Origin of the sequence: Stagnimonas aquatica (assembly GCF_003730135.1) — a bacterium.
Taxonomy (GTDB): Bacteria; Pseudomonadota; Gammaproteobacteria; order Nevskiales; family Nevskiaceae; genus Stagnimonas; species Stagnimonas aquatica.
Genome location: NZ_RJVO01000006.1, coordinates 19,842 through 45,236 on the forward strand (window position 1 = coordinate 19,842; position 25,395 = coordinate 45,236).

Below are 25,395 nucleotides of genomic sequence, written 5' to 3' on the forward strand. Positions count from 1 at the left end.
CACGCTGGACGTTTGCCTGCACTCGCTGCGCGTGGATAGGCAGCGACCCGCGCAGCACATTTATGCACGGATTCTGCGATTGCCCGGAGTGTGGAAATTCATGCACGACCGACGAGCCCAGCTACGAGCCTCGCGCTGGATGCCTTGACGGCAGCGCGCCCGGCTTCGATCCGATTTGGCCGCCCAACGCTAATTAGCCCGCGTTTGACCCACCGCCGCCCCCACCCGTAACCTCGTTGCACTGATCGCCCCGCCACCGAGCGGGGCGAAACATTTCCGGCATACCCGGGAAGCAGGCCGGCCAAGACACTGGCGGCCTATGAAGCGCAACCGCCTAGCCCTCTGCAGCGAGATTCCGGACCACGGCCCCGGCAAGGTGCCGTCCGAGCTCAAGTGCATTCCCGCGCCCGACGCCGAGGGCAAGGTTCGGGGCCGCGATGGCCGTAGCTGGTTCTTCGACCAGCCGGAGCTGGTGCTGCGCAACAGTCCAGACCGCATCGCCATCGACATCAACCACTCCACCGACCTGGCTGCGCCACGCGGCGAGGAAGCGCCGGCTGCCGGCTGGATCAACGGCCGCGAGTTAGAGCTGCGGGACGGCGCTATCTGGGGCAAGCCCCGCTGGAACGCCCGTGGCACCGCCGCCGTTGAGGGCGAGGAGTACGCCTTTATCTCCCCGGTCTTCGACTACGACGGCGCCGGCCGGATCGTGCGGCTCGTCCGCGTATCGCTCACCAACAACCCGAACCTCGACCTGGCGCTGAACGCGGCTGTCCTCGACCAGGACGTGGACGACTACCCCCCGGAGACACTGACCATGAAGAACCTGCTCAAGGAGCTGGGCCTGCCGGAAACCGCTGGCGAAGCCGAGGCCCTCGTCGCCCTCAACTCGCTGAAAACCCAGCACCAGACGGCGCTCAACGCCGCGCAGACGCCGGACCTCAACAAGTACGTCCCGCGCGCCGACTACGACGCGATGCAGACCCGGGCGCTCAACGCCGAGCAGTCGATTGCCGACAAGGCGCGTACCGACCGCGAGAAGGCGGCCGACCAGGAGCTCGATGCGGCGCAGAAGGCCGGCAAGATCACGCCGGCCTCGCGCGAGTTCTATCGCGCCACCTGCATGGCTGAGGGCGGCCTGGAGAAGTTCCGCGACTTCCTGAAGTCCGCGCCCGCCATCGTCGAGCCGGGAACCACCGTCTCCGACGAACTGCCCACCGGCCAGAAGACCGCGCTCAACGCGCAGCAGAAGGCCGTGGCGCTGTCGCTGGGCCTCAGCGAAGAGCAGTTCCTCAAGGGCGCGAAGCAGCAGTAACGCCGCCAATCCGCCCGCACCCAACCCCTAGGAGTCCCGCGCATGACCGCACTCGCCCAATCCCGCCAGACGCCGGAGCGTCTCGGCAACATCCTCTCCATCACGATGGCTGCCGGCGCGCATGGCTTCCTGGGCGGCATGGCTCAGGTGAACGCGACCGGCGGCGGCGATGCCGCCACGGCGACCGCAGCCAACAAGACCGTTGGCGTCTTCATGGCCGATGCCGGCCCCGGCGAAGCGGCCAACGTCAAGAAGGGCATCTTCGCGTTCGCCAACAGCGCCGGTGCCGACGAGATCACCAAGGCCAACATCGGTGCCACCTGCTACGTGGTCGATGACCAGACGGTGGCCAAAACCAGCGACACCAACGCACGGCCGGCAGCCGGCAAGGTCTTCGACGTCGACGAGTACGGCGTCTGGGTGGACTTCCGCTAGCCCGCCCCTCACCCAGCGTCCCACCTCTCCCTCTTTCGCCGTAGCTTCTATAGGAGCGCCCTATGTCCCGAGTCGCCGTTTCGCCGCAGTTGATGACTGCGATTTTTCAGGGTTTCAAGGCCCTTTATCTGAAGGGTTTCGAGGCACAGGAGGCCTTGTACCAGTCGCTGGTGATGGTCGTGCCCTCCAACACTAGCAAGGAGGTTTACGGCTGGCTGGGTCAATCCACGGGCTTCCGTGAGTGGATCGGCGACCGGGTTATCCAGGCTTTGACCACCCATGACTTCTCGATTGCCAACAAGCACTTCGAGAACACCGTGGGCGTGAATCGCAATCAAGTCGAGGACGATGAATATGGCGTCCTCAATCCGGTGTTCGAGCAGCTCGGCATGGACGCCAAAGCCCACCCTAACCAGGTGATCTTCGAGCTGCTCAAGGCTGGCCGCACCACACTTTGCTACGACGGCGTGCCGTTCTTCTCGGCAAATCATCCGACCACCAATGCGAAGGGCGGCAAGATCACCCAGAGCAACCTCACGACCGAAGTCGGTGGCAAGCCCACTTGGTATGTGTTCGACACCACCAAGGCGATCAAGCCGATCATCTGGCAGGTGCGCAAGCCCTACGACTTCGTGCGCAAAGACCAGAAGGAAGACGACATCGTCTTCTTCAACAACCAGGCGGTGTACGGCGCCGATGCCCGCGTCAATGCTGGCTTCGCGCTCTGGCAACTCGCCCATGCCTGCGACAAGGACTTGACCAGCGCCAACTTCAAGGCGGTGCGCACGGCCATGCGCCAGCTCAAGGGCGACAACGGTCGGCCCCTGGCAGTGCGCCCGGTGGAGATTCACGTTCCCACCGCCCTCGAGTCGGCAGCCGAACTGCTGTTCGACAAGGCCACCATCAATGGTGGCGAGACCAACGAGCTGTACAAGGCCGCCAAGGTTGTGGTGAACCCCTACCTCGACTAACCAATACCCCGAGAGAGAGCCCTGTGATAGCCGCCAGGTCCGTGAGCCTGGCGGGCGGTGAGGGCCAGTAAAGGCCGCCGATCACGGTAGCGGCAGCCACCCGATGGCCCCGGCCGGAATGAGCCGGCCGGGGCCAGCGTCATCAACGAGACCCCGAACCCATGCAGCTCACCGGCACCTTCTGGACCCAAAAGGAAACCGTCGCCGCCGCCGAAAGCGCGGTGGTCGAGCTGGTTCACGGCGGCCCGTCGAGCATCGCAGTGGCGAGTGAGCCTACGGGCACCGCCATCGTCAGCTACACGCTGGACGATCCAAGCGATAACGACGCCAAATGGTTCCAGCTCGGCACCAATCTGGCGGGTGCCAGCAACTGCTTTTCTCCTGGGCGGCCGGCGCGCGGCTTCAAGGTCGCTGCCGCTGTCGCAGGCTGCGACGTCACTGTCCTGCAGCCCGAGCGCGTATGAGCTACGCAACCTACAGCGACCTGGTCGAGCGTGAGTCGGAAGACACCATCTACGCCGCTGCCGACAACGACCGCGATGGCGAGCTGAGCGCGGCGGAGCTGTTGGCCATCGACAAGGCGCTGGCCGACGCCACCGGCGAGATGAACAGCTACATCGGCCAGCGCCACGACCTGCCGTTGCCGACCGCGCCGGTTTGGGCCGCGCAGATCTGTATCGACATCGCCCTGTACCGCCTATCGCGCATGGCCGATGCGCTGACCAACGAACTGCGGCAGCGGTATGCCGATGCCGTCGCCTTCCTCAAGCGCGTCTCCAAGGGCGAGGCCGGCCTGGGCCTGGCAGCCGAGGCGACGCCGCCCATCACCGCCGCCGGTGAGATTCGCGGCGGCGAGATTCTGGTCGAGTCGCAGCCGCGACTGTTCGGGCGCAACCGGCGCGGGGTGCGCTGATGGACTTGCCCAGCTACCGCGCAGGACTGGTGACGGCCATCAAGGCCATCGTTCCGGACAAGGTTGCTGTGCAGGCCCACCCGGGCCGTTTCGATCTGGCTCAGCTCAAGACCTACGCGCTCAAGGCGCCGTGCGTCCTGGTTGCCCTGCTAAACCTGCCGCTGGCCGGTGGCGCAATGGTGTCCGGTCCCATCGAGGCCGCCGCCTACCTGCTGACCAAGAACGTGCGCGGGGCCAGCCATGACGAGGCCAACCTTCGCCTCTCCGATGGCCTGCTGCAGGTCATGGCTCTGCAAGGCCTAAACGGCGTGGCCTGCGGCGGCATCCGCTGGGGAAATCTCTACAACGGTGCCTTGGGTGACGAGGGCGTCTCGCTCTCTGCCATCGCATTCCGCCAGTCACTGAGTCTGGACATGCCCGAGCAGGGCGATCTGGGCGACTTCACCACGCTGTTCGCGCTCTTCGATGTTGCCAATGACGGCAAGCCCGAAGCCGAAAGCACCATCTCCATCGAGGGGCCATCCGCATGAGCGAGATCCAGTTCAACAGCATCCCCGTCAACCTCAATGTGCCGGGGCAGTACGCCGAGTTCGACCCCAGCCGCGCGAATACCGGCGCGGTCACCGTCCCGCAGCGCACGCTGCTGATCGGCCAGCAGTTGGCCGGTGCCACGGCGGTCGCTGGCCAGCCGCGCCGCGTGTTCAGCCCTGACGAGGTTGGCGCGCTCTGCGGCCGTGGCTCGCAGATTCACCACATGGCCAAGCGCCTGCTGGCCGCCGATGCCTTGACGCCGGCCTACATCCTGCCGCTGGCCGACAAAGCGGCCGGCACTAAGAGCAGCCGAACGCTGACGGTCACCGGGCCGAGCACGGCGGCCGGCACCGTGGTGCTCTACGTCGGCGAACGCCGCTACGCCGTGGGAGTGAGCTCCGGCATGAGCGCCATCGCCGTGGCCGCTGCGATCATCGCCGCCGTCAACGCCGACGCGGATCGCTACCTGGACGCCGCCGTCGACGGCGCCGATGCGTTCAAGGTCGTGCTGAGCGCGCGGCACAAGGGCATCGACGCCGGCAATGTGCGGGTCACCCTGAACCGCTACGACGGCGAGACGCTGCCGCTGGGCGTCGGCGTGGCCATCGGCGCGCTCACGGCCGGCACGGGCGACCCGGACCTCACCGACGCTATCGCCGCGCTCGGGGACCAGTGGTACACCACCTGGGTTCTGGGTGGCACCGACGGCGCCAACCTGGCGCTGGTTAAGGCGGAGCTGGCCGACCGTTTCGGCCCGCTGCGCCAGCTCGACGCCTATGCCTATGCCGGCATCAACCTCGACGCCGCTGCCGCCATCACCCTCGCCACGGGCCAGAACAGTCCCTGGCTGAGCCTGGTGGACTGCGCCGACGTGCTCACGCCGACCTGGGCAACGGCGGCCCACGTCGCGGGCTGCGATACCGCCGAGCCGGACCCGGGTCGGCCGCGCCAGACGTTGCCGCTCACCGGTGTGGTGGCCACCGCCGAGGCGCTGGGGCGCCGCACGTTCGCGCAGCGCAACCAGTTGATCGAGGGCGGCGTCAGCACGCTCAAGGTGGATGCCGATGGCACGGTGCGCATTGAGCGGCTCACCACCACCTACCGCACCAACACTTACGGCGTCACCGACAAGGCGTACTTCGACACCGAGACCCTGCATCTGCTGGCCAACCTGCGCTACACGTTGCGGAGCCGCTTCGCGCTCAAGTATCCGCGCCACAAGTTGGGCGCGGATGGCAGCACTGGCCCCAACGTCATGACGCCGGCCATCGCGCGGGCGGAGATCGTCAGCCTCTACATCGACACCTGGATGGAGCAGGGCTGGGTGGAAGGCGGCGAGGCGCTGACCCAGTTCATCGCCGAGCTGGTGGTGGAGCGCGACGGCACCGACCCCAACCGCCTCAACTCCCGGCTGCCGCCGGACCTCATCAACCAACTGCGCGTGTCCGCGTCGCAGATCCAGTTCATCCGCTAAGGAGCCCCGACATGGCACAACTTTTGGGCCGCGCCCGCATCCGTGTAAACGGCAAAGAGCTGCTGACGCTGCCTGGCGCCGTACTCACTCCGGGCGGCGAGAAGCGCACGCCCGTGGTCGGCAGCAATGGGGTGCATGGCTACACCACGGAAATCGTGCCGCCCAAGCTCACCTGCAAGCTCAGCCAGACCGCTGGCATGGACGTCACGGCCGTCGATGCCATCAAGGACGCGAGCGGGCTCTGGGAGGGCGATGACGGCTTGAAGTTCGCACTCACCGAGATGTTCTGTCAGGGCGAGAGCACGCTGTCGGAAAAGGGCGGTGAGATCGACGCCAGCTTTAGCGCCAAAGACTGCAAGCGCATCTAGGAGATCGCATGAAAGAAGCTACCCAGAAGCGCTTGGCGGTGCACGGCTTCAGCCTGACGGCCGAAGGTCACATCGCTGGCAGGCTCAAGACTGGCATCAAGATCGGCGAGACGTTGCACAAGAACTTCGTGCTGCGCGAGGCCCTGGGCGAAGACCTGTTCGCCGCCGAGTTGGAGGCCGATGCTTCCCGGCCACTGACCTACAACGCCGCGCTGCTCTGTCGGCAGTTGGTCCTCACCGGTGACTACACCGGGCCGTACAGCCTGGACATGATCGGCAAGCTCAAGTCCGGCGACCTCCTGATCCTGCGACAGGCCCAGGTGGAGGCCGAGAAGCTGGGGGAAGGCTGACCCGCCGAAAGGCGGGTCTCCTGGATGCCGTGCTCGTCATCGCACATCACACCGGCTGGTCCGAGAGCGACATCCTGGCGCTGCCCAATAGCCGGCGGCGGCACTACCTGCAGAGACTGCTGCGCAAGGGTGGCCAATGACCGAGATGACGGTCGCCTTGCGGCTGTTGCTGGAAGGGCGGCAATTCGATTCGGGGTTCGGCCAGGCCGGTCGCACGCGTGACCGCTTCGTCCGCGACACGCGTCGAGACTTCTCGTCCATTAACAGGTTGCTGCGCGAAACCCGCAACCAGCTCGCAACCATCGGTGTCGGCTTCGGTGGGTACCAGATTGCCCGCCAGTCGGCGCAGCTCGACAAGGGCCTGATCCAGCTCCGCCAGACCGCCGGAGCGACGCGGGAAGCTTCGCGGAGCTTGCGGGCCGATCTGTTCGCGATGTCGCGAGAGACCGGCCAGAGTCTGGATGCCTTGAAGGGTGGCATGGATGCCCTCGTACAGTCCGGCCTCACCTGGGCGCAGGCGGTGGCCACAATCCGGGCCGTCAATCCCGCCTCGGCGATCACCGGCGCGGCGCCGGACGTGCTCTCGCGCTCGCTGGTGGTGGCCTCAAACAGCTACAACCTCGACCTGGCGCAACCCGGCCTGGCCACCAAGCTGCTGGAGCAGATGACCGTCGCCGGTCGACTCGGCAACGCCGAGCTCGAGAACCTGGCCAGCATCTTCCCGCGCGTCGGGGTAAACGCGCGCAAGGCCAACCTGGAGTTCGCCCAGACTCTGGCCTATGTGGAAGCTCTCTCCCAGGTGGAGATGAACCCCGAGCGTCTGGCTACCCTGGCGGAAAGCACCCTGCGGCTGTTCACCAACGAGAGCTACAAGAAGGCGGCTCAGAAGGCTACCGGCGTTCCGTTCTACACGCCGGCCGGCGCCGCGCGTAATCCGCTGGACACGCTGAACGACATCTCCAAGGCCTATCAGCAACTCACCACCGATCAAGCCCGCAACCGCTACATCGACCGTGCGTTCGGAAAGACCGACCTCGATACGCAGCGGGGCATCGCCATGCTGCTATCGAGCGACTCGCTGACCAAGGTGCGGACCATGACCGAGCAGGTCCGCGAGTCTGCCGGCATCTTCGAGCACGATCTGCCGGAGGCGCTCGATAACGCGGTCGATCAAGCCGGCCGCATGAAGTCGGTGATGCGCGAGGTGGGCGATGCGCTGGCCCAGCCCATCAACAAGGCGTTCGCCGACCTGGTGTCCTGGCAGCTCAATCCGAACTCCAAGGGGGGGCTCGACCTGAAGCCGACCACCGTGGCGGCGGTGACCGTCGCCGAGGTGCTCGCGCTCGGCGCGCTGGCCACCGGTGCACAAAGCGTGCTTGGCAAGTTGCCGGGCGTTGTAGGAAAGATGCTGGGTGGCAGTGTTTCAACGGCGGCGGGTGTGGCGCAGGGCCAGTTGATCGAGAAGGCCGGCCTCGGCACGGCCGTCTTCGTTACCAACTGGCCAGCCAGCCTCGGCGGCGGTCAGGGTGGTGCCGGCGAGACCGCCGCCGCTGCCGCTGGTGGCGCGGCGGCAGCCCGTGCGGGTGGAGGGCTGACCGCCGCCATGATCGGTAACGCCGCTCTGTGGACGGCCGGTCTACTGGCCGCCGGTGCCGGCGGCTGGGAGATCGGCTCCGCGATCTATCGCGCCACCGACGAGACCGAGTTCATGAACAACCTCGGCGGCGCCATTGCCTTGGCGCTGTCCCGGTTCGGCAATGTGGAGGCCTACAACGCCGTCGAGCGCGAGCTGAACGGCCGCATCGAGATCCAGATCGACGAAACCGGCCGCGCCCGGGTCGGCGCCATCACCGCTAGCGGTGGCCTCGATCTCAACGTGGCCACCGGCATGACCGTCTTCGGGTCTCCGCCATGAGCTGGCGCGACCAACTGCGCCCCGGCGCCTTCCGGCAGGTGCCGTTTCTGGTGGATCGGCACGATGCCGATTGGGCTCGCAGCGTGGCCGTGCATGAGTACCCGGGCCAGAACCTGCCCGACACCGAAGACCTCGGCGAACTCGCCACCACCTTTGACGTCGACGCCTACGTTTTGGGCGATGACTACATGACGCAGCGTGACGCCCTGGTCGCGGCGCTGAGCGAGCCGGGCGCCGGCAGCCTGGTGCACCCCTACCTCGGCACGGTGCTTGTCGTGGTGATGGGCGTTCGGCTGCGGGAAGGCAATCGCGAGGGCGGCCTGGCCCGCTTCTCCATCCGTTTCATCCGCACGGCCGCCATCGTGCCCGCCGTAGAGGTGGACACGCAGGAGGCCGTCCGCGAGACCGCCGACCTTGCCCAGACGGCCAGCGAGCCGCAGTTCAGCCGCCGGTGGCCGAGCGCGGCGGCGGTACGCGGAGCGGTTCAACGGGCCATCAACCGCGTTTTTGGCCCCTTGGAATCCCTGATTGGAGCGGCCGAGGACTGGCGCGACACCCTCCAGTCCATCATCAACCAGCCGGCCGCGATCTGGGCACGGCTGACAACGGACCTCAAGCGCATTCGCGCGCTGGCCGACTTCCGCCGGCTCTGGTCGTTCTACGACGACTCCAGCGAGGCGAGCCATCTGCTGTCCGAGCAGATGCAGGTGTCGGCGGTGATCGCCGCCTGCGCCTGGTCGGCGGAGCAGACCTGGCCGAGCTACGACGAGGCCGAGGCGGTGCGCAGCGAGCTGCTCGAGCAGCTCGACCGAATCGCCGAGTCGGCCGACGACACCCTGTACGACGCCCTGGTCGCGCTGCGCGCCGCCGTGGCCAGCGACATCGAGCGCCGCTCTGCCGACTTGGCCCGCCTGGCGCGCTACACCCCGCCGGAGACCGCGCCCGCCCTGGTGCTGGCCCACCGGCTCTACGGCCCCACCGCGCTCGAGTCGCGCAGCGACGACCTGGTCGCGCGCAACCGCCTCCCGCACCCGCTGTTCGTCGCCGGTGGCGTCGAGCTGGAGGTGCTGAGTGACTGAGCAGACCCTGACGCTGCAGGTCGGTGCGCAGCGCTACAGCAAGTGGAAGTCCATCGAGATCAATCGCGGCATCGAGCAGCTCGCCGGAGCGTTCTCGCTGACCTGCGCCGACGCCTGGGCTCTGAGCGGGCAGCCGCTGCCGGACCTGCGTGGCCAGCGCTGCACCGTGCGCCTCAACGATGCCCCGATCATCACCGGCTATATCGAGGCGGTAGAGGCGGCCTACGACAAGCAAAGCCACGAGCTGACGATCCGCGGCCGCGACGCCACCGGCGACCTGGTCGATTGCGCCGCCCTCGTCGACGGCCAGGGCTGGCAGTCCACCAGCCTGCTGCGCATGGCGCGCGACCTGTGCCGCCCGTTCGGGATCTCGGTCTCGATGTCGCTGCCGGCGTCGCTGACGGCAGATACCCCGTTCCGCGCCGGCCGCATCTCGCCGGGAGAGACCGTGGCCGAGGTGCTGGGGCGCGCGGCGGCGGTCGCGGGCTGCCTGCTGGTTTCCGATGGCCTCGGCGGCCTGTACATCACCCGGGCCGGCAGCGCCCGCGCCCGCACGCGCCTCGAGCGCGGCATCAACATCCTCAGCGGCCAGGGCAGTGACGACGACAGCAACCGATTCGCCCGCTACCAGGTGATCGGCCAATCGGCTGGCGACGACGCCGACCAGCAGATTCTGGCCAGCGCCACCGACAAGGGCGTGCGCGCCAGTCGTGTCACCGTGCTGCAGGTCTCCGACGACGTCGACGCCGACAAGGCGCAGCAGTACGCCCGCTGGGCCGCCGCCACCGGGCTGGCGCGCAGCCGCCGGGCCAGCGTCGTCGTTGCCGGTTGGCTCGACGGTGACCGGCCCTGGTGGCCCAACACGTTGGTCACCATCCACGACGACTACCTACGCCTCGACGGGGACTACCTGATTGCCGGCGTCTCGCACCGCATCGACCGCCGCGCCGGCAAGGTCACCGTGCTCGAGCTGGCGCCGCCGGGCGCCTACACGCCCGCGCCGGTGATCGACCTCGACGAGGAGAGCGCCTGATGCGCCCCGCCGATCTGCTCCGCGTGCTGGCGCCTATCCAGCGCCGTATCCGCGCGCTGGCGGCACGTACCACGGTCGCCCGAGCCGCCGATGCCGGCGCCAGCCAGCGCGTGCAGATCACCGTCCTGGCCGGCGAGCGGCTGGACGACGTGGTGCGCGTCCAGAACTTCGGCCTCAGTGCCAATCCGCCGGCCGGCAGCACCGCGCTGCTCATCAGCATCGGCGGGAGTCGTACCCATTGCGTCGTGATTGGCGCCGACCACGAATCCCGGCCGCGCGATCTCGCGCCGGGCGAGTCGCAGCACTACAACCAGTGGGGCGATTGCGTGTATCTGCAGGAGAACGGCGAGGCGCTCATCAAAGCCCGCGCGAAGGTGATCTGCGACGCGCCGCTGACCCACGTGCTCGGCGATGCCGAGATCGACGGCAACCTGCTGGTGCGCGGCGACATCACCGGCCTGGGCAACATCGCAGTTGCCGGCACCGGCTACGTCGAGGGTGGACTTGAGTCGGCCACGTCGATCACCGATCCGGCCGGGACGATGGCCGAAATGCGTTCGGTGTTCAACAGCCATACCCAGCCGGTGAGCGGCGGGGTCGCGCAGGCGCCGGCGGTGCCGATGTCATGACCGACCTCGCTCTACAGATCATCGACGGGCACCAGGTCTCACCGGTGCTCTGGCGCGGCGATCTGATCGCCGACGACTCGCTGCGCGGCGCCGTGCTGGTGTCACTGTTCACCGACGCCGAGGCGAGCGCCGAGCAGCTCCAGGAGGCCGGCCTCGATGCCAGCCCGGCCGAGCGGCGTGGATGGTGGGGCGACGTGGCCGCCAGCGCCAGCGGCGACCGCATTGGCTCCCGATTGTGGCTGCTGGCGCGCCGCAAGCGCCTGGCCAGCGTGCTACCGGAAGCCAAGCGCCACGCCGAGGACGCCCTGGCCTGGCTGGTGTCGGACGGCCTGGCGCAGACCGTCACCGTCACGCCCTCGCTGGGCGACGCCGACGAGCTGCTGCTCGACGTCGAGATCGCGCGCCCGGCCGGCGCGTTGCGCTACCGAGTGAGCACCGTCTGGGCCGCCAACTTTGCCGCTTCACCCATCGCCGCTGCCGAAGACGAAGCCGCTGCCGTGGCAGCGGCGGCTGCCGTTATCGAGCACGTCTGGTTTGTCGAAATCCCCGAGATCACCGAATGAGCGACCCGAACGAAAGCCTCAAAGAAAGTGCCGACCGCATCAAGAGCGTCGCCGACGGCCTGGCGGACTGGTGGCGCGGAGACGAGACCCACGAAACGAACAATGGCACTGATGATCTGCCGTCGCCCGCAAATCTGCTGCGCCAGCTGCAGCAGCAGGTAAATGAAGAGGTCGGTGATCTCAACGCTGCGAGAGCGGAGGCCGTGTCTGCAAGCATGATTGCGGTCAACGCCCGCGACGCCTCTTTGTTGTTTCGGGGTGTCTGGGCCACCCCGGCCGCAGCACTCGGTAACGGCGTCCAGAGTGTCGTGATTGCCAGCGCTACGGGGTCCGACGGTAGTTACGACGCCGTGTTCGCAGGCGGAGGCGGCGGCTCTGGGGCGCAGGGAAAGATCGTCAAGTCGGGAGCGACGGCGGTCTACGTTCCGACCGCTGTCGGTGCTGGCTACACCACTGCGCCTACGGTCTCGGCGGCGGGCTTGACCCTGACTGCTTCGGCCGTCATTGGCCCGAACGTCAATGTCGGCGAGCTGTTCTCCTCACCGGACCCGGCTGCGACAAATCGCCTCCAGTTGTACCGCGTGGACGCCGGCCCGGTGGCGGTCAAAGTGGGCACGCCCTACGCCAGCTCCGCGCAGCTAGACGAGCTGGGTGCGAATAGCGGTGGCGTCTACACCTACTCGGGCGTGGACGATCTGTTTCCAGTGCTGGTCGATCTATACGGCCGCAAGCTCATTTCAGTCAGCCGCACGCACGGCACTGTGCAGATCCGGCTGGCCGAGGACGATCCGGGGGTCGCGGCAGCGGCTACGCGAACACTCGGGGTAGCGCTGCCCGCGCTCTGGCGGATCGAACAGGCCGACAACAGCGAAACGGTGCTGCTCGCTGACCTATGGGGTCGCAAGCTGCTACGCCTAGATCACGTCGAGCGGGCTCTTTATGCCTATGGCGCGAAGGTCGGTGGCGGCGAGTCGCTGACGGTACGCGCCCCGACGCCGCTGGACCCGGTCACTGCTCCGCTGCGCGGCCAGATCGATGCCTCGATTGGCACCGGGCAGTCGCTCTCCGTGGGTGCTACCGCACAGCCCGCGATCTCCCTGACGCAGCCCTACGCCAACATCACGTTCGGCAGTGGCCCTAAATCCAGCAAGGCCGGCAGCACCGGCAACAACAACAGCCCCGGCACGTCGAGCGTAAAGCCGCTCGTCGAGGACAATCTTGCCGCCGACGGCGGCTCGAACCGAGGGGAAACCTACTGTTCGGGCCTTGCCAACAGCGCCTGCGACTACTACGCCATTGAGAACGGTGGCGACCCGACCAGCCTGGTGGTGTTCGCGTCAACGGCGGGCCACGGCGGGTATCGACTGGATGAACTCGATTTCGGCGCGAGCTGGAGCCAGGTCTGGAAAGATCACGTACAGCAATTCGCGGCCCGTTGCGCTGGCCTGGGCAAGGTTGGCCGCATTCAGGCAATCCCCTACGTCCAGGGCGAGGCTGACAGCGCCGCACCGGGGAACTACGCCGCGTACTACAACCGGCTGCTGGCGTTCCAGGCCGATGCCGAGGCCTATGTGCAAGCGCAGGTGAATCTCGATACGCGACGCGTACCGTTCATCTTGTACCAGACCGGCAGCAGCACGATCACGAACGACGGCGACGTCGTGCAGGCGCAACTTCAGCTCTGCATCGACTACCCCGACCGATTCCGGCTCGCAGGCCCGATCTACCAGATGCCGAGGACCGACGGTACGCACCTGTCCGCAGCGGGATACCGCTGGATGGGTCGTCAGTTCGGCAGGGACTTCAAGCACCTCGTCGTAGATAGGGTGCGCTCGCAGTTCATCCGTCCGGTCTCCGCCACGATCCGTGGCGCGGTCGTGCTAGTTCGTTTCGATTCGCTCTATCCGTTGATCCTCGACCACGGGGCGCTTGCCAGCACGCTGAACTCCGGGTTCCAGGTGCGCGCCGACGGCAGCGCCGTGGCGATCAATTCGGTGCGTGTTGTCGATGGCCGCACCGTGCGCATCGAGCTGTCCGCGACGCCCTCTGGCTCGGCGGCGCTACAGGTGCGCTACGCGCTGGACAACCTCGGCACCGGGCTCTCCATCAACAACGGCGGCAGCGGCAACCTCCGCGATCTCGATCCCGAGGTCTGGACCGTGGGCGGCGTTGACTACCCGATGTTCCGCCTGACCCCTCATTTCAAGATGCCGGTTACCCGGCTGGCTTAGGAGATTTCGATGCAGAGCAACTTTTTCCGCCTCCCGTTCGGTGTCGATTTCCCCGGTGCATCGAAGATCGCCGAGGCCGATGCGTCGCCGCTCGCCGTGCCGGGGCTCCGCGCGAACGCGGCCGTCTACGATCAGTGGGAGTTCGGTGGCGACGACGGGAGCCTGACCGGGCTCGTCAACGCGCAGGCGCTAACCGCGTCGGGAACCGGAATAACGCTGCCGACTTACGCCGCGAACTACATGACCATCGCGAGCGGAGCGACACACGGACTGTCGCCGGCAGGCATCACCGACAGCAACAACTGGACTGTCGGCGGGGTGTTTCGTTACACACAGCCGGCTGAGGCGGCGGTGTCCAAAATGTATGCGGTCAGCTCGACCGACACCGCCGGGCTCGGTGGTATGGCAATTTTTGATACGCCAACAGAGCGTTCAATTCGCTTTTTGACGCGCGGGATCGCCACGACCGACTCTGTTGCTCTCGACGCTGATGTCGCGGACGGGGACTGGATTTTTATCGCGATCTCCGAGTCCGCCGATCATCGAATTGCGTTCGTCGGTGGGCACTCTCCGGTTCGGCGCGATGGTGTGAAAACGGTGAGAACGGGCGGATTGGTCAGTGTCGGCAATAACACCTACCAGCAGGCCAACTATCTCACCGGACCGGCTGTAGCCGCCTTCGTCATCGTCCCGGCTGCGCTCGATGCCGACGGGCTGCAGCAGCTCTATCTGGAGACCCGCGCGCGCATGAAGCAGCGTGGAATCACGGTGTTCTGAATGGCGCTCTCTCGCCCCTCACTTAGCGACCTGGTCGCCGGCGTCCGCAGCGACGTCGAGACCCGCGTCGCCGGCAGCACGCCCGGCGTGCGCCGCTCCATCCTCGGCGCGCTGGCCACCGCTCTAGCCGGCGCCGTCCACGGGGTCTACGGCGCGCTTTCCGCACGCGCCAGCCAGTCGGTTCCGTACACCGCCACCGGCATCGATCTGGAGGGCTGGGCGAGCATCTGGGGCGTCACCCGCAAGCAGCCCACCGGCGCCAGCGGCACGGCGACGGCGACCGGGGCCAGCGGCGTGCTGATCCCGGCCGGCACCCGGCTGCAGAGCGCAGCGGGCGCGGTCTACAGCGTGGACGTCGATGTCTCGACGGTGGCCGGTGCCGCCGTCCTGCAACTCACGGCGGTCGAGGTGGGTAGCCTCGGCAATCAGCCGGCCGGCGCCGTGCTGACCTGGGTCAACACGCCAACCGGGCTGGCCAGCACCGCCACCGTCGATGCCGACGGCCTCGCGGGTGGCGCCAATCTCGAAAGCGACGATGGCCTGCGCGCCAGGCTGCTGGCGCGCATCCAGGCGCCGGGTCACGGCGGCAACGCCGCCGACTACCTCAACTGGGCGTTGGAGGTGCCGGCGATCACCCGGGCCTGGGTGTTCCCGCTCTACGACGGCCCGGGCACCGTGCGCCTGTACGTGGCCAACGACGCCTACACCGGCGCAGAGCTGGCGGCTGGCGGCGATGTGACGGCGGCGCAGGCCTATATCGACGCGCTCAAGCCGGTGACCGCCGACGTCGAGGTGGTCGCGCCGACAGCGGCGCCGATTGACCTCACGCTGTCGATCACTCCGGACACCGCCGAGACGCGCGCGGCGGTCGAAGCGGCGCTGCAGGAGCTGCTACTGCGCGAGCCAGTGCCGGAGGGCGGGCTGTCGCTCAATCGGCTGATCGTCACCATCGGCTCGGCCGGCCTAGACGACTTCGAGATGACCTCACCGGTGGCCGCCCCCAGCGCCGACGTCGGCGAGCTGCTCACGCTCGGGGAGATCACCTGGGTATGAGTACCGCGAACGCCTTCGCTGCCCAGCTCGCCGCGCTGTTGCCACGTGGCCAGCTCTGGGCGGGCCTGTTGGGGAGCCCGCTGTTCCGAAACGTCCTGCAGGCCTGCGGCGACGCCCTGGCGCGCGTCCAGGGCGACATCGACCGCCTGCCGGTCGAGGCCGATCCGCGCACCACCGCCGATCTGCTGGTGGAGTGGGAGAGCACCGTCGGCCTTCCCGATGGCTGCCTGGCGGATGGGGGCTCCATCGAGCAACGCCGCGCCGCCGTGGTCTCGCGCCTGGTCGCGACCGGCGGCGCCTCCGAGGACTATTTCCTGGGGCTCGCTGCGGCCTACGGCTACACAGGGGCAATCAGCTACCCAGCACTGCACACCTGGCGCTTCGAGACCCCTACCGAGGTTGCCCTTATCAACGCGACCTGCAACGGCAACTGCAACGACGCGCTGCAAAGCTACGGAAACGAGCAGCTCGAATGCCTGCTTAATCGAGCCAAGCCGGCGCACACCGTCCTCGAAATCGCTTACGGAGTCTGACCCCATGCGTCGCATATCAGCCCCTTACACTGCACCTGGAAACCGATTCCAGGATGCCGTTCCCGGTACTAGCCAGAAGGCGACTTTCTTCGTCGCCAACTGGTTCAACGACGTCCAGGAGAGCCTGCTCTTTCCCATTGAGGCGTCCGGCCGCACGCCTAGCGCTGACCCCAATCAGTTGTTCTGCGCGATGGTGGATCTGATCTACCCGGTCGGCTCCTATCGGCTGTCCGAGGCCGAGGACTCCCCAGCCGTGGTCTACACCTGGCAGACCTGGGTGGAGGTCGCTGGCCGTGTGCTGGTCGGCCTCGACGCGGCGCAGACGGAGTTCAACGTCGTGGGGAAGCAGGGCGGTGCCAAGACCCACACCCTGACGGTGGATGAAATGCCGAATCATGGTCACCCGACCGGAGGCCAGACCGGCCTGGCTGGAACTGGTGATGATCTTTCCCTGCCTGGGCAGGGCACGCCTCAGGAAGTCGGCGCTGTCGGCGGTGGCCAGCCTCACAACAACCTGCAGCCCTACCGGGTCGTGCGGATGTGGAGGCGCACGGACTGAGCCAGACGATTTAAGAGGAAGCGACCCGCACCGTGCGCTAACACAGTACGGGCCGCTCATCCACGGCAAGCAACGCCGTAGGCAAGCCCAGGGCTTCCCCACCGTGCACACGGCGAGGAAAGCCTAACAGTTGTTGGACTTTCGAGACCTACGATGCCCGCAGCACCCATCATTCCGTGGATCGGCGGCAAGCGCCGCCTGGCCCCCTTCATCCTGCCGCTGTTTCCAGATCACACCTGCTACGTCGAGCCGTTCTGCGGCGCGGCCGCGCTGTTCTTCCTCAAGCCACCCAGCGACGTCGAGGTCATCAACGACATCAACGGCGAGCTGGTGAACCTCTACCGAGTGATCCAGCACCACCTCGAGGAGTTCGTGCGCCAGTTCAAGTGGGCGCTCACCAGCCGCAAGGTCTTCGAGTGGGAGCAAGCCAAGGCCCCCGAAACTCTGACCGATATCCAGCGAGCGGCCCGGTTCTACTACCTCCAGCGCAATGCCTTCGGCGGCCGCGTCGACGGCCAGAGCTTCGGCTACGCCACCACAAGCCCGCCGCGACTGAACCTGCTGCGCATCGAGGAGGAGCTGAGCGCAGCCCATCTGCGGCTGTCCCCGGCCTACATCGAGAACCTACCCTGGACCGGCTGCCTGGACCGCTACGACCGCCCGCATTCCCTGTTCTACTGCGACCCGCCCTATTGGCAGACGGAGGGGTACGGCGTCGATTTTGGCTTCGAGCACTACCTGGAGATGGCGCGCCGGATGCGCACGATGGCCGGCACCATGATCGTCTCGATCAACGACCACCCCGCGATCCGGGAGGTGTTCCAGGACTTCCCCATGCGCCAGGTGGACATCACTTACACGGTGGGCGGCGGCGGGGAGGGCAGCCAGGCTGCCAAGGAACTGGTGATCGGCAACTGGCGCGGCGGCTGGCCAGCGCCGAAGCCACTGCAGCAGCAGATCGGGCTCTATGGCTGAGCTATTCGATAGCCTGCGCCGACGCCGCCGGAAATCGCCGCATCAAACTATGCGTCAAAACGCCTCAAACCAAATGTCGCGCTACACTGAGGCGCCTATAGGGCGCCGAGTTCGCGAGCGGCCCCTTTGGGCCGAGCATCGCAGGGCAGTCCGCAAAGCGGACCGCTACGCAGGGGCCTGCTTTCTTTTGCTTACTTTTCTTTGCAGGAGCAAAGAAAAGTGAGTCGCCAATAGGCGAAAAAAAGCTATCAAGCCCTGCACAGCCAGCAGAGCGCGAACGCGCGAACCACCAGCACCGCACACCAGCAAACCAAGGCGAAGACCAAGCACTCCGCTACACCCCCCCACAAGGCAGAGGGATACCGAATCACAAAGCGAGGAAGCCCCTTCCCAGCAGGCTACCGTCCAGCCCCCTGCCCCTCCTCCTCCGGCGGCGCATACCCCAACTTGGGCGGCACGAAGTGATGCGGCTTGGCCGGCGTCCGCTCCCAGCCCAGTGGCGGCGGCGGCGCATCCGGGAACACCGACTGCAAGGGCAGCCGCGCCAGGCCCTCGGCGCTCAGCGAGCCGAAGTACAGCCAGGGGCCGGACTCCTCAACGCTGGTGATCGGCGCATAAGCGTCCTTGCCCTCGTACTGAAGGTTGGCGATCACCTTGCCGTCGATATCCAGCCCCAGCACCCAGGCCTTGCGCGGCGGTGGCGCGAGCAGCTTGGGCGGCAGGCGCGAGAGCAGCTTCTTGATCCAGGCCGGGCCGGGCAGGATGGCGTCCAGCAGCGGGTCGCGCGGCGAGTAGAGCGCCACCCAGAAGCGGTCGCGGCCGTTGAAACTGAGGTTGTCGGGCAGACCCGGCAGGTTGTCGATGAACACCTCGCTGGTGCCGGCCTTCTCGCCCTTGAGCCAGTAGCGGGTGATGCGGTAGGCGCTGGTCTCGTTGACCAGCACATAGGCCTCGTCCGGCCCCACCGCCACGCCGTTGGCGAATTGCAGGCCGCCGAGCAGCACGCGCGAGGCACCACTGGCCGGGTCGTACTCGATCAAGCGGCCGGTGCCGCGATGCTCCAAGACCTCGTACATCATCTGGGCGTAGGGGTAGATGGCGACATCGCTCAGATAGAGCTTGCCGCTCTTCGGTGCCAGATCGACGTCGTCGGCAAACACCAGGGGCGCGCCGCCGGCTTCGGTGAGCAGGGTCTTGAGCGGCTGGGCCGGCGCCAGACCGAGCAGGCCACGATGGGCATCGGCGATCACCAGCCCGCCGCCGGGGGCCAGGCTGATCCCCAGCGGCCGGCCACCCTCGACCGTGGCCAGCTCCTGATAGCTGGCGCCGTTGGCCGAGAAGGTGACGATGCGGCCGTCCAGATAGCCGGCGTAGAGGCGGCCCTCAGCGTCGACGGCGATGCCTTCCGGCCCCAGACCGGCACCCAGGCCCAGGCGTTGCACGGCCTTGAGGCGATCATTGGGGGCAAAGACACCGTCGGCGGCAGGGGCCTTGGGCGGGGTCCAGGCCTGCGGCGCAATCGGCGTCGGCCAGAGCAGCAGGTAGGCCAGCACGGGCAGGACCACCACCAGGCCCAGTAGCTGGGCGATACGTTTCAGCATTCTCTCCCCCCTTGTTCGACGCGCGCCGGCACGACCGACCGGCCGCGCAGGGTCCGGAATCATAGCCGCGCGGCAAGCGGCGGCTCATGCGATAACATGCGGTAAAACGCATTCAATCAATAAGTTCCCTGGAGAACTCAATGCTGGCTGCACAAACCCCGATCGAACGCCTGCTGGCCCGCGCCACCGAGACGCCGGACGCGCCCTGGCTGTACCAGAGCATCAACAGCGAATGGGGCGCCTACAGCTACGCCCAGGTGGCCGATCAGGTGTTGCGCATGGCCTCGGCGATCAAGGCGCTGGGTATTCCCAAGGGCGCGGCAATCGGCATCGGCGGCCGCAACACCGCGCACTGGGTGATGGCCGATCTGGCGATCAGCGCGGTCGGCTGCGTCAGCGTCGGCCTCTACCCCAAGCAGTCCACCGAACACTTGCAGTACATCCTCAAGCACTGCGAAGCCAAGGCGGTGTTCGTCGGCCCGATGATCGACGCCCAGGAGTTCATGGACGCGCTGCCGGCGGACCTGCTGACCATCGGCTTTCCCTACCCCGACGCGCCGAAGTGCCAGCAGGACTGGAACGCGCTGATCGAGCAGCACGGCCGCCTGGACCAGCCGACCCCGCCGGGACCGGACGAGCTGATGACCCTGGTCTACACCTCCGGCACCACCGGCTACCCCAAGGGCGTGATGCTGAGCTGGCGCAACGCCGAGTTCACCATCAACGGCCTGCTCAAGGCGATGCCGCCGAAGAAGGAAGAAATCTTCTTCTCCTACCTGCCCCTCGCCCACATGTTCGAGCGCGGCGCGGTGGAGCTGTCCAGCCTGTACCTGGGCGCCAAGATCTACTTCCTGGAACACCTGGAAAAGCTGCCCGAACAGCTCGCCTACGTGCGTCCGACCCGCTTCTTCGGCGTGCCCCTGGTCTACACCCGCATCCAGGCCGGCATCCTGCGCAAGATGCCGCAGGAGAAGCTCGACAAGCTGCTGCGCCTGCCGGTGATCGGCGGGCTGGTGAAGAAGAAGATCAAGAAAGCCGTCGGTCTGGACCGCGCCTCGCTGATCTTCTCCGGCGCGGCACCGATGCCGACGCCGCTGCTGCAATGGTTTGACAAGCTCGGCATCCAGGTCTTGCAGGGCTACGGCATGACCGAGAACAGCATCTACGCCAGCGCCAACCTCCCGCAGGCCAACCGCATCGGCTCGGTGGGCCGCGAGATGCCGGGCGCCAATACCAAGATCAGCGGCGACGGCGAGATCCTCTACAAGCATCCGGGCGTGATGCTGGGCTACTACAAGGAGCCCGAGAAGACCAAGGAAACCTTCACCGAGGACGGCTACCTGCGTACCGGCGACCGTGGCCGCCTGGATGCCGAGGGCTATCTCTACATCACCGGTCGCGTGAAGGACATCTTCAAGACCATGAAGGGCAAGTATGTCGCCCCGGCCCCCATCGAGGGCGCGCTGGCGCGCAATACCGACATCGACCAGCTCTGCTTCGTCGGCAGCGAGCTGAAGCAGCCGATCATGCTGGTCAGCCTCAATGACGCCGGCCGCCTGAAGCCGCGTGCCGAAATCGAGGCGGCGCTGATCGCCGACATGGAAGCGGTCAATGCCAACCTGGAGCCACACGAGGCCATCGCCAAGATCGTGGTGGTCAAGGAGCCCTGGACCATCGACAACGGCCTGATGACCCCGACCATGAAGGTCAAGCGTCCGCAGGTCGAGCAGCGTTACTGCGATCTCATCCGCAAGGAAGGCGAGACCCGCAGCAAGGTCGCCTGGGAAGCCTAATGCACCTGCGCCCCGCCGGCCCGGACGATGCGCCGGCGCTGGCGCGGCTGTCGGGCGAATTCGGCTACTCCGAGGAGGTCGCACCCCTGCGCGAGCGCCTGTTCGCGCTGCTGCGGCAGGCCGACCAGACGCTCTGGCTGGCGGAAGAGGATGGCGAGGTGTTGGGCTGGATGAACGCCCGCATCAACCACCAACTGGAATCACCGCCACATGCCGAGATCACCGGTCTGGTGGTCACTGCCCAAAGACGCAGCCAGGGCATCGGCGCGGCGCTGGTGGCGCAGGCGGAGCACTGGGCGCGCGAGCGTGGCTTGGGCGAGCTGCGGGTGCGCTCCCGTCTGGAGCGCACCCTCGCGCACGCCTTCTACCGCCGTCAGGGCTACGCCGAGCTGAAATCCCAGCGTTGTTTCGGCAAGGCTCTCTGAGCCTCAGTTGCCGCCCAGGATCAACGTGTAACTGGCGCGCACCGCACTCGCCTCCTCGTCAGCGATGCCGACACCCAGGTTGATGGCGCTGCGGCCGTCGTCCGCGAGGCGCGACAGATTGAAGCCCAGCGCCCCTTCACCGCGATACCCCGCCACGCCGCCAGTGATGGCGAACTGCCCCGGCTTGAGCACCACCGGACTCGGCATCGTCGCCATGGCGATGGCGGTGCCGCTGTAGGCCAGCTTGGCGGCCTTGCTGAGATCGCCACGCAGACTGCCAATGCCCTCGTTGAGCTGGCCAACGGTCGCCGCGTCGTCGGCGCGAATGCCGCGCGCCACCCGGGTGATACGCCGGCTCTGGGTGCTGCTGCCGACACTCACGGTGTTCGCCTCCTCGGCGACACTGCCATTGCCCAGCGCGACACTGTTGTCGCCGCTGGCCACCGCGTTGTTGCCAATGGCGACCGCGAAGTTGCCGCTGGCCACGGCGTTGTCGCCCAGGGCCGTGGTGTTGGTGCCGGTCGCCTGCGCACCGGTGCCCACCGCCACCGAACTGCGCGCCACCGCGTTGTTGCCGATGGCCACCGAATTGCTCTGCATGGCCACCGAGTTGTTGCCGATGGCGACCGCACCGTCCGACTGCGTCTGCGCGCCGCTGCCGAGCGTCACCGTGTTGCTGCCGGCGGTGCTGGCGCCCTCGCCCAGGGCGACGGCATCGCTGGCGCCGTCGGCCACCTCGACATTGCCCATACCCACCACGCGCTCGAGTTCCTGCTGAGCGGCGGCCAGGCCCTCCATGCCCTGCTCGACCGCATCGAGACGGGCGCCCTGCTCGGCCTGGCCAGTCTGTAGCGCGTCGATCTCGCTCTCGGCGGTGCTGATGCGGCTGTCCTGCACCACGGCGGCGGCGTTGAGTGCGGCGACATTGGTCTCGGTATTGGTGGCGCGCTGGCGCAGCTCCAGAATCTCCTGGTCGACGTTGCCGCCACCGCCGCCACCACCCGCCTCCAGGGCGCTCAGACGCTGATCCTGCAAGACGTCGTTGCTGCTGAGCTGGGCGAGCGCGGTTTCTGCACCGCCCAGGCGTCCGCCGTGATCGGCCAGCGCCGCCTCGGCACCGTCGAGTCGCAGGCCGAAGCCCGAGACGCTGGTCTGAAGGCCGCCAAAGCCAGTCTCCAGCGCGCCCAGTCGGTTCCGGATCGGGCTCAGGTCGATGGCACCGCCAACGCCGGCAATCGCCGCCTCCAACTGCGACAGATTGACGGCGTCGGTCGCGCTTTCGCCGGCGGCGACGTTGACCAGCCGGCGCTGCAGCTTGTCGGAGCCGATGGAGAAGGTGTTGGACTCGGTCGCCAGTGCACCGAAGCCCAGTGCCACCGCGTTCTGCACGCCGTCGGCAACACGGGCCTGGTAACCGATGGCGATGCTGCGCGCGGCGTCGTTGCCGACCCTTGCGGCGGAGATCGCCAGCACCTGGTCGGTTTCGCCATCGCCATCAATGTCGAGCGGCTCGTCGAGATCGTCGGCGCCACCGATGGCGATACCGTAGTCCGCGCCAGCCAGCACCGCAGCGCCGTTGCCGCTGGCCATCGAGCCTTCCGCGACGGCGGTCGCGCCACTGCCCTGGGCCAGGCTGTGGCTGCCCAGTGCCGCCGCCGAGGTGCCCAAGGCCAGCGAACGGGAGCCGCCGGCCTCGCTGTCGTTGCCAAGCGCTACGCTGCCAGCCTGATTGGCGCGGCTCCCGGCGCCCATCGCCAGCGCATCCTGCTCGTCCGCAATCGCGCCCGCGCCCAAGGCCACACTGCGCGCGGAGGAGGCCCGGCTCGCCTGCCCCAGGGCGATGCTGCCGGCCCCGGCGGCGACCGCCTCGGCGCCGACCGCCGTTGCCAGCTCGCCGTCGGCGCGGCTGTAGGCGCCCAGCGCGGTGCTGAATCGCAGGCCGGCGCTGGCAAGCGTGCCGAAGGCCGCGCTGGCCTGTCCGCCCGCGAAGCTGGCAAAGCCGACGGCGCTGCTGTCCTGCTCGCGGGCAACGCTGCTCGCCCCGAGAGCAAGGCTGGCGTTGCCAATCGCCTGACTGGCGCGGCCTAGCGCCGTCGCCTCCTGCCCGTTGGCCGTGCTGGCCTGGCCAACGGCGGTGGAGCTGTTGCCCAGCACCTGGGCATTGGCACCGAGCGCGGTGCTGTGGTCGCCCACGGCCGCCGCCTGACGCCCGTAAGCCGCGCTCGCCGTACCCAACGCTGCGCTGCTGAAGCCGCTGGCGGTGGCGGAGGCGCCGCTGGCCACACTGAGGCGGCCGACCGCGACCGAAGCGGTGCCCGTGGCCTGTGCCACGGCGCCAATCGCGCTGCTGGAAATGCCACTCGCCTCGGCACCGAAGCCGAGGGCGGTGGAGTCGCTGCCGGTGGCGCGTGCAAAGCCGCCGAGAGCTGCGCTGTTCTGCTGCGCGGCATTCGCGCCGGAACCCACGGCGACGCCGTAGCTGCGCGCCGCCGTAGCGTCACGTCCGATGGCAACCGTATCGGCCTGCAGGCCGCTGGCGTCAGCCCCGATGGCAACCGCACCGTTGGCGCCGTCGGCCACCAGAGTGCCGCTGCCGATGGCGATGGCCTCCTGCGCCCCCGAACCACCTTCGCTGCCGATCACCGCACCGGTGCCGGCGCCAATGACCAGCGAGGACGCGGCGCCACTACTGGTGCTGCCCAGCACCCGGGCGAAATGGCCCAGCGCCACCGACTGCGCGCCATCGACCTGCAACTGGTAGCCGATGGCAGTGGCGAATTCGCCGGTGATGAAGATGCCGCTGCCGATGCCGTGGGCCCGCGTGGCGGTGCTCGCCAGCGTGATCTCGTGACCAATCGCCTCGCCCTCGCGGACATGGACCTGGTTGCCGATGCCGGTGATCCGCACCCCGTCGGCGAGCGCCAGGTTGCCGACACCGAGGATCGTGCCGTTTTCGCTGTCGACCCGATTACCCCAGCCGAAGGTCAGCGAGTCCTCGTCCGAAGTCACGGTGTTGTGCGAACCAAACACCGAATTGAAACGGCTGACGGTATTGAAGCTGCCGAAGACGTCGGCGGAGTTCACGACGTTGCCGATGCCAATCGCCGTGCCTGCATTCTCGATCTGATTATCGACCCCGATGGCGATCATCGGCGCGCCGGCAAACTCGCTGACGCCGAGGATGTTTCCCGAGCCGATGGCAATGCTGTCGTCGCTCTGCGTCTGGTTGCCGCGACCGATGGCCAGCGAGCGCTCGCCGCGGGCGCCGTTGGCCACACCGAAAGCCACCGCATCCCGGCCGTCGGCGAGGTTGCTCGCGCCCACCGCGCTGGCGTTGAGGCCTTGCGCCTCGTTTCCGAAACCAGCGGCGAGACTGTTGATGCTGCGAGCCACATTGCCGCGCCCGAGCGCCGCACTGTTCTGACCCGCCGCGCTGTTGCCGGTGCCGACCGCGACGCCTTGAAAGCCGTTTGCGGTGTTGCCGTTGCCGACTGCGACCGCACGGATTTCTCCCGCCCGATTGCCGTTGCCGAGACCGACCGCCCCGGTGGCGGACACGTTGTTGTCGATACCGACCGCGACCGCGTCCTGACCACTGGCACGATTGCTCACGCCGCAGGCAAACGCGCCGGCACCGGTCGCGGTGCTGCCAAAACTCTGCCCGCCGTCTTCGAACGAGGCGTCGCAAACCGTGCCCGCATGGGCGGCGCCCAGGTGAAACAGGCTCGCGGCAGCCAGGGCAAGCGCGGTCTTGCGCAGGGAAACAGCGGGAATTTCGAGGGTCATCGTGATCTCCGTTCTGAACAGGCAGGTGTGCACGCGGCCTTTCCGCCCGCACACCCTCCCTATTCAGAACGGGATCGCTGTCGCGA

General features: G+C 67.5%; 24 protein-coding genes. 22 read left to right on the plus strand and 2 right to left on the minus strand.

Annotated features, from left to right (window positions below; genetic code table 11):
• Positions 1–319 precede the first annotated feature (319 nt).
• The 20 genes from ED208_RS12630 to ED208_RS12720 all read left to right on the plus strand — a co-directional run bounded on the left by ED208_RS12630 (position 320) and on the right by ED208_RS12720 (position 17,704).
• Entirely contained in the window at positions 320–1,315 is a 996-nt protein-coding gene (locus ED208_RS12630; RefSeq protein ID WP_123212280.1) for a phage protease, read from the plus strand.
• A gap of 42 nt (positions 1,316–1,357) precedes the next feature.
• Positions 1,358–1,750: a hypothetical protein gene (locus ED208_RS12635; RefSeq protein ID WP_123212281.1), complete on the plus strand. Its 393-nt coding sequence runs from the start codon at positions 1,358–1,360 to the stop codon at positions 1,748–1,750.
• A 62-nt stretch (positions 1,751–1,812) separates the two neighbouring features.
• Positions 1,813–2,721, plus strand: a complete 909-nt coding sequence (locus tag ED208_RS12640; protein ID WP_123212282.1) for a Mu-like prophage major head subunit gpT family protein — start codon at positions 1,813–1,815, stop codon at positions 2,719–2,721.
• Between the two features lie 161 nt (positions 2,722–2,882).
• A complete protein-coding gene (locus tag ED208_RS17355) occupies positions 2,883–3,185 on the plus strand; it encodes a hypothetical protein (RefSeq protein WP_158608542.1) in 303 nt (100 codons plus the stop codon).
• A complete protein-coding gene (locus ED208_RS12645) occupies positions 3,182–3,634 on the plus strand; it encodes a gp436 family protein (RefSeq protein ID WP_158608543.1) in 453 nt (150 codons plus the stop codon). Before ED208_RS17355 ends, ED208_RS12645 begins: the two co-directional genes overlap by 4 nt.
• On the plus strand, positions 3,634–4,164 hold the full coding sequence (locus ED208_RS12650) for a hypothetical protein (RefSeq protein ID WP_123212284.1): 531 nt from the start codon (positions 3,634–3,636) through the stop codon (positions 4,162–4,164). Before ED208_RS12645 ends, ED208_RS12650 begins: the two co-directional genes overlap by 1 nt.
• Positions 4,161–5,639: a phage tail sheath subtilisin-like domain-containing protein gene (locus ED208_RS12655; protein ID WP_123212285.1), complete on the plus strand. Its 1,479-nt coding sequence runs from the start codon at positions 4,161–4,163 to the stop codon at positions 5,637–5,639. The genes ED208_RS12650 and ED208_RS12655 overlap by 4 nt, the downstream gene beginning before the upstream one ends.
• An 11-nt stretch (positions 5,640–5,650) precedes the next feature.
• Positions 5,651–6,007: a phage tail tube protein gene (locus tag ED208_RS12660; protein ID WP_123212286.1), complete on the plus strand. Its 357-nt coding sequence runs from the start codon at positions 5,651–5,653 to the stop codon at positions 6,005–6,007.
• A gap of 8 nt (positions 6,008–6,015) precedes the next feature.
• A complete protein-coding gene (locus ED208_RS12665) occupies positions 6,016–6,357 on the plus strand; it encodes a hypothetical protein (RefSeq protein ID WP_123212287.1) in 342 nt (113 codons plus the stop codon).
• 136 nt (positions 6,358–6,493) lie between these two features.
• Positions 6,494–8,272, plus strand: coding sequence for a phage tail tape measure protein (locus tag ED208_RS12670; RefSeq protein ID WP_123212288.1), 1,779 nt, complete (start codon positions 6,494–6,496; stop codon positions 8,270–8,272).
• Positions 8,269–9,351, plus strand: a complete 1,083-nt coding sequence (locus tag ED208_RS12675; RefSeq protein ID WP_123212289.1) for a DNA circularization protein — start codon at positions 8,269–8,271, stop codon at positions 9,349–9,351. The genes ED208_RS12670 and ED208_RS12675 overlap by 4 nt, the downstream gene beginning before the upstream one ends.
• Entirely contained in the window at positions 9,344–10,384 is a 1,041-nt protein-coding gene (locus tag ED208_RS12680) for a phage baseplate assembly protein (protein WP_123212290.1), read from the plus strand. Before ED208_RS12675 ends, ED208_RS12680 begins: the two co-directional genes overlap by 8 nt.
• The gene (locus tag ED208_RS12685) at positions 10,384–11,013 is read left to right on the plus strand and encodes a phage baseplate assembly protein V (protein WP_123212291.1); all 630 of its coding nucleotides are present in this window, start codon (positions 10,384–10,386) and stop codon (positions 11,011–11,013) included. Before ED208_RS12680 ends, ED208_RS12685 begins: the two co-directional genes overlap by 1 nt.
• Positions 11,010–11,576, plus strand: coding sequence for a phage GP46 family protein (locus ED208_RS12690; RefSeq protein ID WP_123212292.1), 567 nt, complete (start codon positions 11,010–11,012; stop codon positions 11,574–11,576). The genes ED208_RS12685 and ED208_RS12690 overlap by 4 nt, the downstream gene beginning before the upstream one ends.
• Positions 11,573–13,807 (plus strand): hypothetical protein, encoded by a 2,235-nt coding sequence (locus tag ED208_RS12695; protein WP_123212293.1) that lies wholly within the window; start codon positions 11,573–11,575, stop codon positions 13,805–13,807. The genes ED208_RS12690 and ED208_RS12695 overlap by 4 nt, the downstream gene beginning before the upstream one ends.
• Positions 13,808–13,816: 9 nt before the next feature.
• Positions 13,817–14,584, plus strand: a complete 768-nt coding sequence (locus ED208_RS12700; RefSeq protein WP_123212294.1) for a hypothetical protein — start codon at positions 13,817–13,819, stop codon at positions 14,582–14,584.
• Positions 14,585–15,637 carry a baseplate J/gp47 family protein gene (locus ED208_RS12705; protein ID WP_123212295.1) on the plus strand — a complete coding sequence of 351 codons (1,053 nt, stop codon included), beginning with the start codon at positions 14,585–14,587 and terminating at the stop codon, positions 15,635–15,637.
• Positions 15,634–16,170, plus strand: coding sequence for a YmfQ family protein (locus ED208_RS12710; RefSeq protein WP_123212296.1), 537 nt, complete (start codon positions 15,634–15,636; stop codon positions 16,168–16,170). The genes ED208_RS12705 and ED208_RS12710 overlap by 4 nt, the downstream gene beginning before the upstream one ends.
• A gap of 4 nt (positions 16,171–16,174) precedes the next feature.
• On the plus strand, positions 16,175–16,729 hold the full coding sequence (locus ED208_RS12715) for a phage baseplate protein (RefSeq protein ID WP_123212297.1): 555 nt from the start codon (positions 16,175–16,177) through the stop codon (positions 16,727–16,729).
• A 153-nt stretch (positions 16,730–16,882) separates the two neighbouring features.
• On the plus strand, positions 16,883–17,704 hold the full coding sequence (locus ED208_RS12720; protein WP_123212298.1) for a DNA adenine methylase: 822 nt from the start codon (positions 16,883–16,885) through the stop codon (positions 17,702–17,704).
• A 398-nt stretch (positions 17,705–18,102) separates the two neighbouring features.
• Here the strand turns inward: ED208_RS12720 and ED208_RS12725 are convergent, their stop codons facing one another.
• Positions 18,103–19,305 (minus strand): SMP-30/gluconolactonase/LRE family protein, encoded by a 1,203-nt coding sequence (locus ED208_RS12725; protein WP_123212299.1) that lies wholly within the window; start codon positions 19,303–19,305, stop codon positions 18,103–18,105.
• 140 nt (positions 19,306–19,445) lie between these two features.
• On the opposite strand from ED208_RS12725, the gene ED208_RS12730 reads away from it, so the two are divergent.
• Both ED208_RS12730 and ED208_RS12735 read left to right on the plus strand, forming a co-directional pair.
• Complete coding sequence (locus ED208_RS12730; protein WP_233575067.1) at positions 19,446–21,098, plus strand: AMP-binding protein; 1,653 nt, start codon at positions 19,446–19,448, stop codon at positions 21,096–21,098.
• Positions 21,098–21,523 (plus strand): GNAT family N-acetyltransferase, encoded by a 426-nt coding sequence (locus ED208_RS12735; protein WP_123212300.1) that lies wholly within the window; start codon positions 21,098–21,100, stop codon positions 21,521–21,523. The genes ED208_RS12730 and ED208_RS12735 overlap by 1 nt, the downstream gene beginning before the upstream one ends.
• A gap of 3 nt (positions 21,524–21,526) precedes the next feature.
• Here the strand turns inward: ED208_RS12735 and ED208_RS12740 are convergent, their stop codons facing one another.
• On the minus strand, positions 21,527–25,309 hold the full coding sequence (locus tag ED208_RS12740; RefSeq protein WP_123212301.1) for a YadA-like family protein: 3,783 nt from the start codon (positions 25,307–25,309) through the stop codon (positions 21,527–21,529).
• Between the last annotated feature and the right edge of the window lie 86 nt (positions 25,310–25,395).